At 50.9% G+C, this 17,349-nt stretch carries 11 protein-coding genes; 9 read left to right on the forward strand and 2 right to left on the reverse strand.

Going from position 1 to position 17,349, the window contains the following annotated elements; all coding sequences use genetic code 11:
* Window positions 1–49: 49 nt before the first annotated feature.
* The 3 genes from IEY24_RS19290 to IEY24_RS33120 all read left to right on the forward strand — a co-directional run bounded on the left by IEY24_RS19290 (window position 50) and on the right by IEY24_RS33120 (window position 1,435).
* A complete protein-coding gene (locus IEY24_RS19290; RefSeq protein WP_188934997.1) occupies window positions 50–334 on the forward strand; it encodes a hypothetical protein in 285 nt (94 codons plus the stop codon).
* Window positions 335–522: 188 nt separating this feature from the next.
* Complete coding sequence (locus IEY24_RS19295) at window positions 523–1,005, forward strand: Panacea domain-containing protein (protein ID WP_188934999.1); 483 nt, start codon at window positions 523–525, stop codon at window positions 1,003–1,005.
* A 106-nt stretch (window positions 1,006–1,111) separates the two neighbouring features.
* Window positions 1,112–1,435, forward strand: coding sequence for an MAG6450 family protein (locus IEY24_RS33120; protein WP_369009292.1), 324 nt, complete (start codon window positions 1,112–1,114; stop codon window positions 1,433–1,435).
* 20 nt (window positions 1,436–1,455) lie between these two features.
* On the opposite strand, the gene bioB is transcribed toward IEY24_RS33120, so the two are convergent.
* Together bioB and IEY24_RS19305 are read right to left on the reverse strand one after the other, a co-directional pair.
* Complete coding sequence (gene bioB / locus IEY24_RS19300; protein ID WP_188935001.1) at window positions 1,456–2,436, reverse strand: biotin synthase BioB; 981 nt, start codon at window positions 2,434–2,436, stop codon at window positions 1,456–1,458.
* Between the two features lie 146 nt (window positions 2,437–2,582).
* Window positions 2,583–4,013: a glycoside hydrolase family 125 protein gene (locus IEY24_RS19305; protein WP_188935003.1), complete on the reverse strand. Its 1,431-nt coding sequence runs from the start codon at window positions 4,011–4,013 to the stop codon at window positions 2,583–2,585.
* Between the two features lie 507 nt (window positions 4,014–4,520).
* Between IEY24_RS19305 and IEY24_RS19310 the strand changes: the two genes are divergently transcribed.
* The 6 genes from IEY24_RS19310 (at window position 4,521) to IEY24_RS19335 (ending at window position 17,291) form a co-directional block, all read left to right on the forward strand.
* Window positions 4,521–5,645, forward strand: coding sequence for a Gfo/Idh/MocA family protein (locus tag IEY24_RS19310; protein WP_188935005.1), 1,125 nt, complete (start codon window positions 4,521–4,523; stop codon window positions 5,643–5,645).
* 150 nt (window positions 5,646–5,795) lie between these two features.
* Window positions 5,796–9,542 carry a PVC-type heme-binding CxxCH protein gene (locus tag IEY24_RS19315; RefSeq protein ID WP_188935007.1) on the forward strand — a complete coding sequence of 1,249 codons (3,747 nt, stop codon included), beginning with the start codon at window positions 5,796–5,798 and terminating at the stop codon, window positions 9,540–9,542.
* Between the two features lie 294 nt (window positions 9,543–9,836).
* Window positions 9,837–10,709 carry an AraC family transcriptional regulator gene (locus tag IEY24_RS19320; protein ID WP_188935009.1) on the forward strand — a complete coding sequence of 291 codons (873 nt, stop codon included), beginning with the start codon at window positions 9,837–9,839 and terminating at the stop codon, window positions 10,707–10,709.
* Window positions 10,710–10,786: 77 nt separating this feature from the next.
* Window positions 10,787–14,542 carry a hydantoinase B/oxoprolinase family protein gene (locus IEY24_RS19325; protein ID WP_229222622.1) on the forward strand — a complete coding sequence of 1,252 codons (3,756 nt, stop codon included), beginning with the start codon at window positions 10,787–10,789 and terminating at the stop codon, window positions 14,540–14,542.
* A 9-nt stretch (window positions 14,543–14,551) separates the two neighbouring features.
* Complete coding sequence (locus IEY24_RS19330; protein ID WP_188935011.1) at window positions 14,552–15,709, forward strand: NRAMP family divalent metal transporter; 1,158 nt, start codon at window positions 14,552–14,554, stop codon at window positions 15,707–15,709.
* Window positions 15,710–15,719: 10 nt separating this feature from the next.
* Window positions 15,720–17,291 carry a glycoside hydrolase gene (locus IEY24_RS19335; protein ID WP_188935013.1) on the forward strand — a complete coding sequence of 524 codons (1,572 nt, stop codon included), beginning with the start codon at window positions 15,720–15,722 and terminating at the stop codon, window positions 17,289–17,291.
* Window positions 17,292–17,349 lie beyond the last annotated feature (58 nt).

Here is a 17,349-nt window from a genome sequence, read left to right on the forward strand (position 1 = left end):
AACTTGTTGGAAAATTACACAAAAACGATCACTTAAATTTATCATTCCTATGGACACACTTCACGATTCACAACAAAATCAAACTACTGATTATCAACGCGACACGTTGAAACTTGCAAATTCGAGTCAACAGCAGATCATCAAAGACTTCTTCCAAAAAGACAGCGGCAGCGAAATGATAGAATCCCTCAATACGCTCATTGAAACATACCTATTTACCGAAAACCTCACCTGTGTCACTCCTGAAATGCGAGAGCACATCGTCAATCAACTTCGTGTAGCCACGTTAATTGCAAAACTAGACACCAGCAGCAACGAAATTGGAAGCGCCTGAACGAAGCTCACGAGAGGGCTATTGCCCGAAAACCCACAGTTATTGTTTGGACAGCCAGGCTTGCCGCCTGATAATTTACAATAGGAGATCGTCCCGGAAAGAGAATTACACCATTGAAAACTTGGCGTAATTCTCTTCTTTTGTGTTTGTTGAATGTCAGACTTTATTATATCAACAAGCCGAATTGTATGGAAAAGATCGACAGCTATGGATACAAAGCAACCGATATAGCCAACTGGTTCCTCTGTCATATAGACCGGGATGCAGGTGACTCCATCACGCATTTAAAGCTGCAAAAACTCCTGTACTACGCGCAAGCGTGGTGTATAGTACTTTCCGGCAAATCACTATTTGACGATGATTTTGAAGCATGGTCGCATGGGCCGGTTCTACCGAGCATATACAATGAATTTAAGCGCTTCGGATTTGAAGCCTTGCCCAGCTGTGATTGCGTGAACAACATTGAGGAAGATGTTGAAAATATACTGGACGAAGTTCAGCGGGTATACGGCGAAAAAAGTGCCAAATATCTTGAAGAGTTAACCCACCATGAGGCTCCGTGGATTGAAGCGAGAAATGGTCTTCCTCTTGAAGTCAGATGCTCCAATATCATATTGAAGGAGAATATGTTTCGTTTCTATTCTGAAATGCTTCAGGAGAATGCGGGGTAGAAAGTCTGAGCGCCACATACCCAACGCGGCCATCAACAAAAAGGATGAAAAAGGAGGCATTTTGCTCACTATTGACGAATGTAAAATATTCGGTATTCAGAGGAATATGCACGACCATCCCTATGTGAACCTAAAATATTTCGACAGCAACTATGAATGCTTGTCTGTGTGGGAAAAAGATGAATTGAAGTTGCTATCTGATTTCATTCAAAAAGTCTCTAACAGCAATTGGTTCGACATTCAGAGATCCTGCACCAAACACCAAGACAAAAGTGTTTTGCCCAAAAGCAAAAAAGTAGAAAACGTGAGTCCCGATATTACTTTTTTCGAACTAAGAGTAAGCATTAAAGCACGGGTACATGGTTTTCGATCGGCAAATGCGTTTTTTCTGTGCTGGCTGGATCGAAATCATCAGATTTACCCAATGTGAAATACTGGTTGGTCATTCATCTAAGCATTCACCTCCTCTTTAACCAAAGCTTTCAACCCCAAAACTTCCATCATCTCCCGGTCCTGGCTCATCCCCGGATTCGGCGTCACGAGCAACTCCCCATTCTCATTCGTAAAGATGGAATTAGCTCCTGCCATAAAGCAGAAGGCCTGCTCATACTCACTCATTTCCATGCGGCCGGCGCTGAGGCGGACCATCGCTTTCGGCATCAGAATGCGCGCGGTGGCGATCATTCGCACCATTTCCCAGGTGTCCACCTTTTTCATATCGCCCAACGGTGTACCCTGTACGCGAGCGAGCGCGTTTACAGGTACGGATTCGGGGTGCTCGGGCATGGTGGATAGCGTGTGAAGCATTTGAATGCGGTTTTCACGGGTTTCGCCGAGGCCGATAATGCCTCCGCAGCATACGGATATGCCCGCTTTACGCACGTGGTCGACCGTGTGGAGGCGGTCGTCGTAGGTGCGGGTGGTAATGATTTGCCCGTAATATTCGGCAGAAGAGTCGAGGTTGTGGTTGTAGGCATAAAGGCCGGCAGCTTTGAGCTTTTCGGCCTGGGTTTCGGTGAGCATGCCGAGGGTGCAGCATACTTCGAGGCCCAACGCGGCTACTTCGGTCACCATTTCCAGTACCCGGTCGAAATCGCGGTTGTCTTTCACTTCACGCCAGGCGGCGGCCATGCAGAAACGGCTCGATCCGCCCTCACGGGCGCGGCGGGCGACGGCTACCACGTCGTCCTTTTTCATCAGTGCTTTTACATTAATGCCTGTCTGGTAACGGGCCGCTTGTCCGCAATAGGCGCAGTCTTCGGGGCAGCCGCCGGTTTTGATAGACAACAATGTACATACCTGAATGCGCTCCGGGTCGTGCCACTGCCGGTGGACGGCCGCTGCGTCGTAAATCAGTTGCAGTAATGGGCGGTTGTAAATGGCTTCGATCTCGTCGGGCGTCCAGTCGTTACGGATGGTATCGGTTTGCATAGCAGCATTGTTTTCGAACCAAATGTAGTTGGCCCACCGGCGCAGGAATGCGTCCGGTTTGGAAGAAAGATAATAGTCCGGTACAATAAAAATGCCTCCCGGTTTATAGTCCGGAAGGCATCTGGCAATCGGATCGATACGCCCGATTAATATACTTTCGCCAGCAAATGCGGACGTTCTTTTTCAAGTTTCAGTATGAGCTCGCCGAACAGCGTATTCACCCACGCGAACCATTTCCGCGTAAATTTCGAATCATCATCCTTATCGAACGACTCGTGCATAAAACCGGTGTGGTTATGCGTCGTTTTGAGGAGTTTCAGCTGCGCTTCGATCTCCTTGTCGTCGGTAGAAGTAATAGCGCGGGCTATGATACCCATCGGCCAGACCTGATTCACCAGCGTATGCGGGCTGCCCAGCCCTTCGCCGGCTTTTCCTTTGAAGAAATAAGGATTGGAATCGCTCAGCACATATTTCCGGGTATTGATGTAAATCGGGTCTTTGACTGACAGGGCATTCAGATAAGGCAAGCTGATGAGCCCCGGAATGCCCGCATCATCCATCATTACATGATTTCCGAAACCATCTGCCTCGAACGCATAGATCTTCCCGAACCGGGTATGATCTATGACCGCATGCTTTTTCAATGCAGCTTCCACCTCCGCAGCCAGTGTCCGGAAATCAGCCGCCAGCTTCGCATTTTTAGTAGCGGACGCTTTTTCCAGCAACTCGGCTACTTCGCGGAAGGACACAACGGCGAAGAAGTTTGAAGGAATAAAGAATGGGAAAATGGTTGCATCATCCGACGGCCGGAATGTGCTGGCAATAAGCCCCACCGGTTTGATCGGGTTACCGTAGCCGTTACCCGGAACGGTATCGGTAGACCAGGACGTGACACGACCGAATTTGTAAGGCCCTGGCCCGTCTTTGCGCTGTTGTTCCTTACAAGTTTGCAGTACCAGTTCCATGGCCTTCAACCAATCGGCGTCGAATGGCTTGGTGTCGCCGGTAGTTTTCCAGTAGTTGTATGCCAAACGAATGGTGTAGCAGAGCGAATCGAGCTCCCATTTGCGCTCGTGGAGCATGGGGTTCATCTTGGTTTGGTCCTTGCTCCACTCGCTCTCTTTCGGGCGATCGTAGAATGCGTTCGCATAAGGGTCGATCAAAATGCATTTGGTCTGCCGGTTGATAAGCCCGGCGACCATGTCTTTTAGCTTCGGATCTTCTTTCAGCAACGGCAAATAAGGCCAAACCTGCGCCGTACTGTCACGGAGCCACATGGCGTCGATGTCGCCGGTGATCACGAAAGTATCGGGCTTGCCGTCTACCGGGTTATAATGTACGGTGGTATCGATGGTATTAGGAAAGCAGTTTTCGAAAAGCCATGCCAGTTCGGGGTCTTTGATGACCTTTTTCATGCGGGCAATGGTCGCTTCCACGGCCGGGCTTGTGAAACTGCGTTTATCGGCCGGTATGCGGACTACCGGAAAATCAGCACTTTTGGCAAACGACCATTTGGGTACGGCCAAGCCAGCGACCGCCAGCGCGCCCGCTTTTATAAAATCTCTTCTTAGGAACATGAGGTAGGTTATTAATGGGTTATGTCAGGGTTCCGTAAAATATGAAAAGCAATTTAGGGAAATTTGGGACACTATAAACTTCTTCCCCGGGCGGGAAAAAAGTAATGCCCTGTAAAGTCCTTTGGGTCAGTAGCCGACGGTTTAAATTTTTCATTCGGCTCTCTTGCGACGGGTCACTCAGCTTCTCCCGGACACACGGAAACGTGATATTGAGAATTTTGGTCAAGAAAACGGCTTAATTATCGCAAAATCGGCATTTCGGGACACTTATTCTAGCTATTTTTTGCATTAAAAATGATATTAATCTAAAAACAGGTCAAAATACGCACAGTACTAATCAAAACCTGAAAAGTTTTTAGCACTATTTTGTTTTAAAATTGTATTGTCGATTAGTATCCACACCAACTCATCTTGAAACACCGGCCAATCCGGCGGGCGATCCTGGCCGAAACAACCCGTTTTTTCGCTAAATCGCTGATCTACTGAATCATTAACCTGTTAATCAATATGTCTAAGAAAATTAATGTTGCCATTATCGGATTAGGCTTCGGCGCCGAGTTTATTCCCATCTACCAGCAACATCCCAATGCCAATATGTACGCGATTTGCCAGCGTACCGAATCGAAACTAAATGAAGTTGGCGACCAGTACGGCATTGAAGTACGCTACACCGACTATGACGAACTGCTGAAAGATCCTAACATCGACGCGGTCCACATCAACTCACCTATCCCCAACCACGCAGAGCAGACATTGAAAGCACTCCGCGCGGGCAAGCACGTGGCTTGTACAGTACCGATGGCTACGAGCGTAGAGGACTGCATCGAGATCGTGAAAGCAACCCGCGAAACGGGCAAAAAATATATGATGATGGAAACCGTGGTATATGCCCGCGAATTCCTTTTTGTGAAAGAATTGTACGAAAAAGGCGAGCTTGGTAAAGTGCAGTTCCTCAAAGCGAGCCACCAGCAGGATATGGAAGGCTGGCCCGACTACTGGCCGGGATTGCCTCCGATGCACTATGCAACGCACTGCGTAGGACCGGTGGCCGGTTTGCTGAAATTGGAAGCTGAGTACGTTTCATGCTTCGGTTCGGGAACCATCTCGGAAGACCTGATCAAGATCCACAATTCGCCGTTCGCAGTAGAATCTGCGCATATTAAGTTCAAAGACAGCGACTTGTCGGCTTATGTATACCGCTCATTGTTCGACGTGGCGCGTCAGTACCGCGAGAGCTTCGAGGTGTACGGCAGCAAAAAATCATTCGAATGGCCGCTGATCGAAGGCGAAGATCCGGTGATCCACACGGCGAAAAAGCCTGAGCATGAAATCGCTGAAAAAGTAACGACGCCTGATTATGCACATTATTTGCCGGAGGAAATCCGTCATTTCACAGGTCACGGCGTTTATAACCTGGATGAAAACGCGCACTTGTCGTTCGTGCAAGGCGGCGGCCACGGTGGCTCACACCCGCACCTGGCGCACGAGTTCATCAGCGCATTGATCGAAGACCGCGAGCCATTCCCGAATGCATGGCAGTCGGCCAACTGGACCAGCGTAGGTATCCTGGCGCACGAGTCGGCATTGCAGGGCGGGGCGATTATCAAGTTGCCGGATTTTAAGAATGTGTAAAGCGACTTAGTACATTGCCCTTCGACTTCGCTCAGGGTGACATGCGTGAATTGTCACCCTGAGCGAAGTCGAAGGGCAACGCGAGATGCCAATAAAAATCACACACTGCAAGCCAACCAATTCCATTACAACAAGAAACAATTAACCTCGATGAAAACCAAAGCGTTATCCTTTATCCTAGGTATTATCCTGCTGGGATGTGCCTCTCAGCAGACCTCCCAGAACGCGTCGGTTAAAAATGCTTCTTCCAAGAGCGAGGCGAAAGCACGCCGATTGGAAATCCTGTTTTTAGGCGACAAAGGGCATCACAAGCCCGCCGAACGCATTCCGCAGATCATGGCGGCTTTGGGTCCCAAAGGGTTCAACTTTACCTACACGGATAACCTCAACGACCTGAACCCTGAGACGCTGAACAAGTACGATGCATTGATGCTGTATGCCAACTGGGACTCGATCGCCCCGCAGCAGGCGAAGTCGCTGCTCGACTATGTGGCCAGCGGAAAAGGCTTTATCCCCGTTCACTGCGCTTCTTACTGCTTCCGTAATAATGCGGAGGTGGTGAAACTGATCGGCGGGCAGTTCTGGCGCCATACCTGGGACACGATCCAGCCGGTATGGACCAAGCCCGATCACCCGGCAATCGCAGGCGTGAAACCATTCAAAACGGTGGATGAAACGTATTTGCATACATTGCTGCAACCCGATAACATTGTCCTCACCGAGCGTCTGATCCAGAAAGACCAGGAGAAAGACCGTCCCGGACAGCAAAAAGAGCCTTATACCTGGGTGAGAACCCATGGCAAAGGCCGCATTTTCTATACGGCATACGGCCATGATGAGCGCACCTGGGGTACGCAAGGTTTCCAGGACCTGATCGAAAAAGGTATCCTTTGGGCTGTAAACGATGATGCTCGCAAAGCATTGGCTGCATTGGCCCCGAAACCATTCGAATACCGCGCGGCACAACTTCCTAACTACGAGCAGCGCCCTGGTCCGCAATTGCAGCAACTGCCGCTTTCGCCGGAAGAGTCTGTGAAACACATTCAGATCCCGGTTGACTTTACATTGGACGTCTTCGCACACGAGCCTGATGTGATGCACCCGATCGCAATGACGTGGGACGAGCGCGGCAGATTGTATGTACTCATCACCAAAGATTATCCCAACGAACGGAAAGACACAGGCGGTAGCGACTACATCCTGATCTGCGAGGATACGAACAAGGACGGCAAGGCGGATAAATTCACCAAGTTTTCCGATGATTTAAGCATTCCAACCGGCCTGGCGTTCGCCAACGGTGGACTGGTGGTGTCGCAGGCACCGCATATGCTGTTTTTGCAGGATACCGACGGCGACGACAAGGCTGATGTGAAGAAAATCCTATTCTCGGGCTTCGGGACCGGCGATACCCACGCGGGACCTTCCAACCTGCATTATGGTTTTGACAACTGGGTTTACGGTTCGGTAGGTTACTCGGGCTTCAAAGGCAAAGTGGGCAAAAGCGGGGATCTTGATTTCGGTCAGGCATTGTTCCGCTTCAAACCGGATGGTTCGGATATGGAAATCGTTGCCAAAACTTCTAACAATACCTGGGGACTCGGCTTCAACGAGGCGGGCGATCTGTTTGGTTCTACTGCCAACAACTCGCACGGCTGGTACAGCGCCATTCCAAACCGCTATTTCGGAGCCAGCAAAGTCGATAACGGAAGCCGCAGCACCGATACGCACAAAGACATGCAACCGATCACGCCAAAAGTGCGTCAGGTTGACGTTTTTGGTGGATTTACAGCCGCTGCGGGCCACAACTTCTACACCGCCCGCGCGTACCCGAAAGAATACTGGAACAAAGTAGCATTTGTTTCCGAGCCTACCGGCCACATTCTGCACCGCAACGTGATGGTGAAAAAAGGTACCGACTACGAGGATCAACTCGGTTTTAACCTGCTTGCGGGTGCCGACGAATGGGTTGCTCCCGTATTCGCGGAAGTTGGTCCGGATGGCGCCGTGTGGGTAGCCGACTGGTACAGCTACATTATCCAGCATAACCCGACTCCCAAGGGTTCTGAAAACGGAAAAGGCAATGCTTACGAAACGCCGCTGCGCGATTTCACCCACGGCCGCCTCTACCGCATTGCCTGGAAAAACGCGCCGAAATACACGCCGATCTCTCTGAGTAAAACACGCCCGGACGAGCTGGTTGCTACTTTGAAAAATAATAACCTCTTCTGGCGCCAGCATGCCCAACGCCTTTTGGTGGAACGCGGAAACAAAGATGTGGTGGCCAAACTGGTTGAACTCGTTAAAGACAAATCGGTCGACGAAATCGGCCTGAATACCGCTGCGATCCACGCATTATGGACACTCGAAGGCCTGAATGCAATCGGTGACGCGCAAGTTTTGCCGGTGGTTGTCGAAGCATTGAAACACCCATCCAACGACGTACGCAAAACAGCCGTACAGGTATTGCCTCGCACCGCCGCAAGCGGCGAAGTGTTGCTCGCAGCCGATGCATTGCACGACAAGGAGCCATTGGTAGTATTGAACTCCTTGCTTGCATTCACCGAAATTCCATTGACTCCGCAAATCGAAACAGCCGTGCTTACATTGCTCGATACCTATTCCAATGCGGAAGACCGCTGGATGCCGGATGCATTTGCCGCTGTGCTCAACTCGCATGATGGAGCTTTGCGTACTAAATACATCGCTCAACGTGTTGCGAAAGCTGGTTCGGCGGGTGCTGCACAGCAAACTTCTGCCGCTGGCCACGCAGATCACTCAACCATGAACCACGAAGGCCACGGCGCAAGCAAAGTGACCGTTCAGGGATCGGCTGATCTGGCGATCACGAACATTACCATTGAGCCAAAAACGCCTTACGTTCGCGAGTACGCACGGGTAACCATTGAAATTACAAACATTGGCTCCGTACCTGTCACCAAAGAGCAGGTGCCAACGGTGAACGTCGGTATCCGCAGCCGCTCGCTGAACACCAACTATATCAGCCGCCAACTCACTAACGGCATTGCGCCGGGCGAAACTGTGAAGCTTGTGGAAGGCAACAACGGTCCCTGGAAAACTGCATTCGGCTTCACTTCCGATGAAGCGGGCAAAGTGAATGTAACGGCGACTGTGGACGTGGATAATGTGGTTCCTGAAAAAGATGAGAACAAAAACAATACGATGAGCAAGTCGTTCGAAGTGCGTCGCCTCGACCGCCTTTCCGACTTCGCCCTCGAACGTACCGTACGCGGCTATACTTCTTACGCAAGCGGCGACGACGTGCTAAAACTCATCCAGACCTCACAGTCACTCGATCCACAGGGCCGCAATGCGATCGTAAAAGGTATCCTTGGCGCATGGAACCCGAAACGCAAGGAAGATGCCAACGACGAAGGCAAAAAGCTGCTGGCAAGCGTTAAAAGCACAATCCCTGACGATCTTAGCAACCGCTACACCACCCTGCTGGAATCTTACGGCATTAAGGAAGAAGTCGCTGCCGACCCGAATGTACAGGTGGTGACGATCAAGGCTATCCGTGAAGAAATGAAGTTCACCGTTACCGAATTCACCGCGGTAGCTGGTAAAACTGTTGAAATCGTGTTCGAAAACCCGGATGCGATGCAGCATAACATTGTGGTAGGACGTCCGAAGTCTACCGAGATCATCGGCGCTGCCGCCGACAAGATGATCACCGCCAAAGACGGCGCAGAGAAGAATTATGTACCTAATATCCCTCAGGTTTTGGCTGCGACACCGCTCGTAAACCCTGGCCAGACCTACCGCTTGAAGTTTGTGGTACCGGATCAGGTTGGAGACTATCCGTTCGTATGTACGTTCCCGGGCCACTGGCGTCTGATGACCGGGGTCATGAAAGTTGTGAAGGAAAAAGGGTTATAATTCTTAATTGATTGGCCTATTAATTCAAAATCAATTCAAGTTTAGCGTATAACAATTAGCGTTCAGATTCGCAGGGTACCAAAAGTGCCTTATGCGAATCTGAACGGCTGATTTAGAACACAAAATATGCGCACGGTTGCAAAGGTCAGCCCGAATACTATTTGTTCATAAATCCCGATCCGACAGCGGCAATGCGGCGTAGGCTTGCAACGACCATAGCTTAAAAATACAATACGCCAATTGAAAAAATCTCTGGCATGAAGCATTAACCAACCTTCCTGCGTATATTTAGTTATGAAAGTCGTACAATTCACCATTCCCGTTTCCCGCGAAAGTACAATTGTTGTTCAGGAGGAAAAGTTACCGCACTACTACCCACATTTGCATCGCCATCGCGAGGTGCAGATTGAATGGGTGGTGGAAGGTTCGGGAATTCTTGTCGCGGGGAATTATATGCAGCGGTTCGAATCGGGCGACATTTACATTATCGGGGCCAACCAGTCGCACATTTTCAAGAACGACGAGTCCTATTTCAATCCCGACGAACCCAGGCAGATCCACTCCGTTTCCATCTTTTTCGACCCTAACTATTTATCCCAGAACATCCTGAGCCTGCCGGAGATGGCCAACATCCGGAAGTTTGTCCACGGGGTCCACAATGGCTTTCAAATCCCGGAAGAAGCGCGGGAGGCCATTCAGAATATCATTTCAGAAATTATCCACCACAAAGAAAGTCAGCGGGTTGCGGCTTTCATCAAGCTGCTCTACCAGTTCTCAACCACCCGCGACCTGAAACCGCTGGCTACCAGCAACAGCGAACAAGTCATTTCCGAGGTAGAGGGGATTCGTATGGACCGTATTTTCCAATACCTTGTCACCAACTACAAACGCCACATATCCCTCGCCGAAATATCCGAAATCGCCAACCTCACTCCCCAGGCATTTTGCCGGTATTTCAAAAAACATACGGACAAGACATTCGTCAGTTTCCTGAACGAAGTGCGGATCAATGAAGCTTGTAAGATCATCCTTTCGGGTAAGTTCGACAGCTTTTCGGATATCTGCTACCAGACCGGATTCGACCACGTGACGAATTTCAACAGGGTATTTAAAAAGACCACCGGCATGTCGCCAGGGGAATATCAGAAGGGTTTCAGGGATATTTAAATCCGTTCAAAAGACGTCCTATGCACTGAAATGGGTAAATTGGGGATCAATCAAACGCCTGACATAAATCCCTTAACTTGAAAAATACGATTACCCAAAACTGGCAAATCTGGATCGACACCGGCGGTACTTTTACCGACTGCCTGGCCATCGATCCGGCCGGATACAAAACCCGTATTAAAGTACTCAGTTCCAGTTGCCTCCGAGGCCGCATTACGGAGAAATTGAGCATAAACACCTACCGGTTCGAGGCTTCTTGGCCTTATAACGGCGATCTTTTTAAAAATTATACATTTAAGTTCCATGGCGACAACACCATAAGTCGTGTTGAAAAAATCGACCGGCAGCAACATACCATTACCTTAGCAGACGATCTGCCATTTGTCCGATCCACGGATTTTGAAATAACAACCGGCGAAGAAGCGCCCATTCTGGCAGCAAGGCTTCTTACACAAACGCCGCTCGATCAACCATTGCCACCTATTGCTATGCGACTAGGTACAACAAAGGGTACCAATGCATTGCTTGAACGAAAAGGAGCCCCAACACTGCTGGTCGTTACCAAAGGTTTTAAAGATTTGCTCTACATCGGTAACCAGCAACGACCATCGCTCTTTCAGCTCAATATTCCTGAACCCAAACTGCTTTACACCAAAGTGCTGGAAGTAGACGAGCGGCTCGATGGAAATGTGATTGAAACCCTGGATTTGACCGACTTGGAATCAGAACAAAAACTTGCTGATTACAAGTCGGTTGCCATTTCTTTAATGCATTCTTACCAAAATCCCGACCATGAAAACCAAGTCGCGACCTGGTTCCGGGATAATGGTACAAAATACATATCTGCCTCGTCGGCGCTTTTTCCGTTCTCGCATTATTTAAGAAGAACGCAAACCGCCGTCGTCAACGCCTACCTCGACCCAATCCTCGATCAATATCTCACCAACATCCACCAGGCCTTGAACGGAGGGCGTCTGCAAGTAATGACCAGCACCGGCAGCCTCTCGGAAGTAAGTGGTTTCCGTGCCAAAGACAGCCTGCTCAGCGGCCCGGCTGGCGGCATGGTGGCTGCGACCAATTTTGCCCGAAAACTCGGCTTCCCAAAGGCCATTACCTTCGATATGGGCGGCACAAGCACGGATACGGCGCTTATTGATGGGCAGCCCGAGCTGAAATATATCACGGAAATCGACGGTATCGAATTTCATAACCCTACCCTGGCCATCGAAACCGTGGCCGCGGGGGGTGGCTCCATTTGCTGGTTTGACGGTTTTTCATTGCAGGTGGGACCGGAGAGTGCAGGCGCATCGCCCGGCCCGGCATGTTACGGCGCTGGTGGGCCGTTGACGGTCACCGATGTCAACCTGTTGCTCGGCAAGCTCGAAACGTCCAAATTCAGCATACCGATTGCCCCCGAAGCCGCCATTGCTAGGCTGGAAGAGCTTCAAAGCGCGATCCGATCCCGGACCGGCAACCTGCTTAGCCATCAGGAAATCCTAACCGGTCTGGAAAGCATCGCCAATGAGAAAATGGCCGACGCGATCCGCAAGATTTCAGTCGAGAAAGGCATTAATCCTAATGCATTTGCCTTGGTAACCTTTGGCGGTGCGGGCGGCCTGCACGCATGCCAGCTTGCAGAGCTGCTGGATATGGACACGGTGCTGCTCCCCTATGACGGAGGACTTTTCAGCGCGGCTGGGATTGGAGAGGCGCTGATCAGCACGATTGTTTCAAAACAAATTCTTTTGCCCTGGGTGAAAACTGCCGCGCATGTCGATGAATGGCGGGAGGTGTTGGAAAAGCAGGCGGCCGGTATTTTGCAGGATCAGGGCATCGACACTTTTGAGACGGTTTTCTGTCACGTTTACCTGCGTTTTGCCGGTCAGGAAAACACGATTGAAATACCTCACGATGGCAATGCGACTTTGGCTGCTTTTGAAGATACCTATCGTTCACAATTCGGTTACTTTCCCGCCAATGCGGTGATAGAGCTGGAAAGTGTGAAACTGAAAGTGCAGGAGAAAAATCCGCAAAGCGGCGTAGTGTCAATCATACGGACTGGACAGAAAGCTCAGGCTTTCGCGCATAGCAAGCCGTTTCTGACCGGCGTTGGTTTCTCCGAAACAGCTCTGTTTGAATGGGACAATCTACGCCCCGGCGACCAGTTGGAAGGACCTTCTATTATCCTCAATAATACTTCAACAACTTACTTACCCGAAGGCTGGACACTGGTAATCCAGCCTGGACAGGACGCTATTGCCTGGACAACGCGCGCCGCTCCAACCAGCGCTGGGCGGCAAAGCGAGGAAGTAGCATTGCAGCTCTTCACCAACCGTTTCAAGGCCATTGCCGACGAAATGGGCGTTCAGTTGCAGCGGACGGCATTTTCCGTGAATGTTAAGGAACGCCTTGATTTCTCGTGCGCATTGCTCGATGCGAGCGGTGAGCTCCTCGTGAACGCGCAGCACATTCCCGTACACCTGGGCAGCATGGGCATATGCGGGCGCCTTGTGCGCGAAGCTATCGTCATTGGCCCGGGCGACGTCGTGATCACCAACCATCCGCGTTACGGCGGGTCGCATTTGCCGGATATCACTTTAATCGCGGGGGTATTTACCGGCGACGGCACTTGCGTAGGCTACGTGATCAACCGGGCGCATCATGCGGAAGTAGGTGGTAAAACACCCGGCTCGATGCCCCCGGATGCTACATGCCTGGCAGAGGAAGGAGTGGTGATCGTGCCGCAATACCTTGTGAAGGCTGGCGCGTTTCAATGGGAGGCATTGCACGACCTTTTCACGGGTGGACCTTACCCTACCCGGTCGTTCCTTTCCAATGAAGCCGACATTATCGCGGCATTGTCGGCATTGAAAAAAGGGAGCACGCAGCTGCTGAAACTGGTTGAAAACCATGGACTCGAAACGGTGCAAAAATACATGGGCATGCTTAAACAAACCGCCGTTTCGCAACTTCGGAAGGCATTGGAGCCATTGCAGGGGCAGCTTTTTGAAGCTTCCGAGCTCTTGGATGACAATCATCGGATATCCATCAAAATCAACCTATCCGATAATAAGCAAATATTCGATTTCAGCGGCACATCGGGCGTTCATCCGAACAATCTCAATGCCAATATCTCCATTTTGTACAGTGCCATTTTGTACGTTCTGAGACTTTTAGTTGATCAGGAAATTCCTTTGAATGATGGCTTGATGCAGAATGTGGAGATCAAACTACCCGAAAACAGCTTCCTGCATCCTCATTTTTCCGACGATCCGCTGCATTGTCCGGCAGTTGTCGGCGGAAATACCGAGGTAAGCCAGCGACTCGTGGACACCTTATTAAAGGCATTCGGCATGGCGGCTTGCAGCCAGGGAACGATGAATAACTTCCTCTTCGGCAACGAGCAGTTCGGCTATTACGAGACGATCGGCGGCGGCGTTGGCGCGGGAAATGGATTCAACGGACGCTCAGCAGTGCATCAGCATATGACCAACACCCGCATCACCGATCCGGAACAGCTAGAAAGGAAATATCCGGTGCGTTTGCTGGAATTCGGCATTCGCCGCAATTCTGGTGGCGCGGGGCGCTGGCGTGGTGGTGACGGTATCGTTCGAAAGCTGGAATTTCTGGCGCCATTGCAGGTTACATTGCTTGGTCAGCACCGGCGGTATGCGCCTTATGGAATGTCTGGTGGCGACGATGGGCTTTGCGGGCGTCATATACTTTTTTCAAATGGTTCAATGAATGAGTTGCCCGGGATTTGTAGTCTGAAAGTGAATGTGGGGGATGTTTTGACTATCGAGACTCCGGGAGGTGGAGCGTATGGTGTTTAAAATTTAACTATGTCAAAAAACAAAAACGTCCTCCTGGGCGCCGCATTCCTCATGGCTACGTCGGCGGTAGGCCCCGGCTTCCTGACGCAAACGACCGTCTTCACCGAAAAGCTGGCGACCAGTTTCGGATTTATCATTCTGATATCGGTACTGATCGACCTCGCCGTCCAGTTCAACATCTGGCAGATCATCACCGTATCCGGCAAACGTGCCCAGGACCTGGCCAACGACCTGCTTCCAGGTCTCGGCTATCTTCTCGCATTTCTCATCGTGGCTGGCGGGCTGGCCTTTAACATCGGAAATGTGGCCGGCGCAGGCCTAGGTATCCAAGCCATGACCGGCGTATCTGTTGAAACGGGCGCAATCCTAAGCGCTGCAATGGCCATCGCGATCTTCCTTTTCAAAGAAGCCGGCAAAGTCATGGACACTTTCGCAAAAATCCTCGGCTTCCTGATGATCGCCCTCATTCTCTACGTCGCATTCACCTCGCACCCGCCAATGGGCAGCGCGATCCAGCACACCTTTTTCCCCGAAAAATTCGATCCTATTGCAACGCTCACGCTCGTAGGCGGGACTGTGGGCGGTTACATCTCCTTCGCAGGCGCGCACCGCCTGCTCGACGCGGGCGTGCGGGGTGAGCGTGCATTGAAGGAAGTGAATCGCGGCGCGTCTACCGGTATTCTGATCACGGCATTGATCCGCTACCTGCTGTTTCTGGCCACGCTCGGAATTATTCTCACCGGTGTAGCCATTAATCCCGAAAACCCTGCCGCGTCGGTATTTGAAAATGCCGCGGGCACATTTGGCAAGCAGCTTTTCGGACTGATGATCTGGTCGGCTGCCATTACTTCGGTGGTGGGAGCAGCTTACACTTCCATTTCGTTTCTGAGGTCGTTTCATCCTTTTGTTGAAACAAATCAATCTTATATCACCATCGTTTTCATATTCATCTCCACCATCATTTTCCTGCTGGTTGGCCGTCCGGTGAAAGTGCTCGTTTTCGTAGGCACGTTGAATGGTTTCGTGTTGCCCATAGCCCTCGCCATCCTGCTGGTAGCAAGCCGGAAACAGCGGTTGATGGGCAGTTATAAACATTCGCCGTTGCTTCAAATCGCCGGCTGGGCGGTGGTACTGATCCTGCTCGCGATGGGTTTCAATGTATTTTAAATTAATAACCATGAAAAGATTCGTACTCACTACCCTTTCAATACTTATCGCCGTTGTTAGCCAAGCTCAGAAACCGAAAGAACTGGTTATTAAAATAGACGTCCAAAACAAAGCCCAAAAGATCGACAACTTCGGTGCCGCCGGAGCCTGGTTTACGGAAGGTATTGCCCAAAACTGGCCTGCCCAAAACCGCGAGCAAATGGCCGAATGGCTTTTCAGTAAAGAACTCCACGCCAGCGGCAATCCAAAGGGTATCGGCCTTTCCGCCTGGCGTTTCAACATCGGCGGCGGCACAGCCGAGCAGGGCGACAGCAGCGGCATTACCGACTTCCGCAAACGCGTCGAATGCTTCCTCCGCCCTGATGGTACCTACGACTGGTCGAAGCAAGCCGGATACGTATGGTTTACCAAAAAAGCAAAAGAATACGGAGTCGAAAACCTGATCGCTTTCTCCAATACGCCGCCGGTTCAGTTTACAAGGAATGGTTTGGGCTATAAAACAACGAAAGATTATATCTCAAACCTCAAACCAGAACATTATGGCCACTATGCGGGCTTCCTTGCGACGGTTTTGAAGCATTTCGACGACGAAGGCCTGCACTTCAAATACATCAGTCCCGTGAACGAACCGCAATGGGACTGGTCGCACGCTCCCGGCCAGGGCGCCAAGCAGGAAGGCAGCCCATGGCGCAACGACGAAATCGCCCGCGTAACCCGCACCCTCGACAGCGCATTGACCGCCACCGGCTCGGCCTCCAAAATCCTCCTTACGGAAGCCGCCCAACTCGATTACCTTTATGCGAAGGGCGGTAACGCTGCACAACAAACGCAGGCGTTCTTCAATCCTGGCAGCAAGCTCGCCTTCAAAAACCTGAAACACCTTCCATCTCTCATCGGTGGGCACAGCTACTTCACCGACAAAGGCGACAGCTCCCGCATCGCCATCCGCCGCCACGTGGCCGACACTACCGCCAAATATGGTGTCACGTTCTGGCAAACCGAGTACTCTATGCTCGCCGACGGCTACCGCGAAGGCAAAACCGGCCGCATCCCCGCCATCGACTGCGCCCTGTTCCTTTCCAAAGTGATCCACGACGACCTGGTATACGGAAATGCCGCCGCCTGGCAGCTCTGGAACAGCTGGGAGCCCGGCAGCCCCGATTTCGATACCCGGTATTACCTTATTGCTTTGAAACCTGCAAATAAGGAGTACACAGACGGCACCATTACCGCCACTAAAAATCTGTGGGCAATGGGTCATTACAGCCGTTTTATCCGTCCTGGGATGCACCGGCTGCATATCAAGCGCCAGGACGAGCTGAGCAATGAGCAAATTGCCCAGGATTTGATGGTTTCGGCTTATGCCAACGAGAAGCAGATGGTGCTGGTCGCTATTAATTACGGGAATGAGGAGCGGGTTTTACAGCCGGAAATTAATGGGTTTCGAGTGAAAGGCGGAGCGGATGTTTACTTGACTAGTGGTGAGGAGGGGGTTGATATGAAGCCATCGAAGGATGAGAGCTTGAATGATGGGGTGAAGATTCCGGGGCGGGCGATTGTTACCGTGGTGGTAAATAAATAGTTTAAATTTCTAAAAAAAGACATTACTTCCTGTTTTCTATAAACAGGAAGCCGCTCTG

Origin of the sequence: Dyadobacter endophyticus (assembly GCF_014641595.1) — a bacterium.
Lineage (GTDB): Bacteria > Bacteroidota > Bacteroidia > Cytophagales > Spirosomataceae > Dyadobacter > Dyadobacter endophyticus.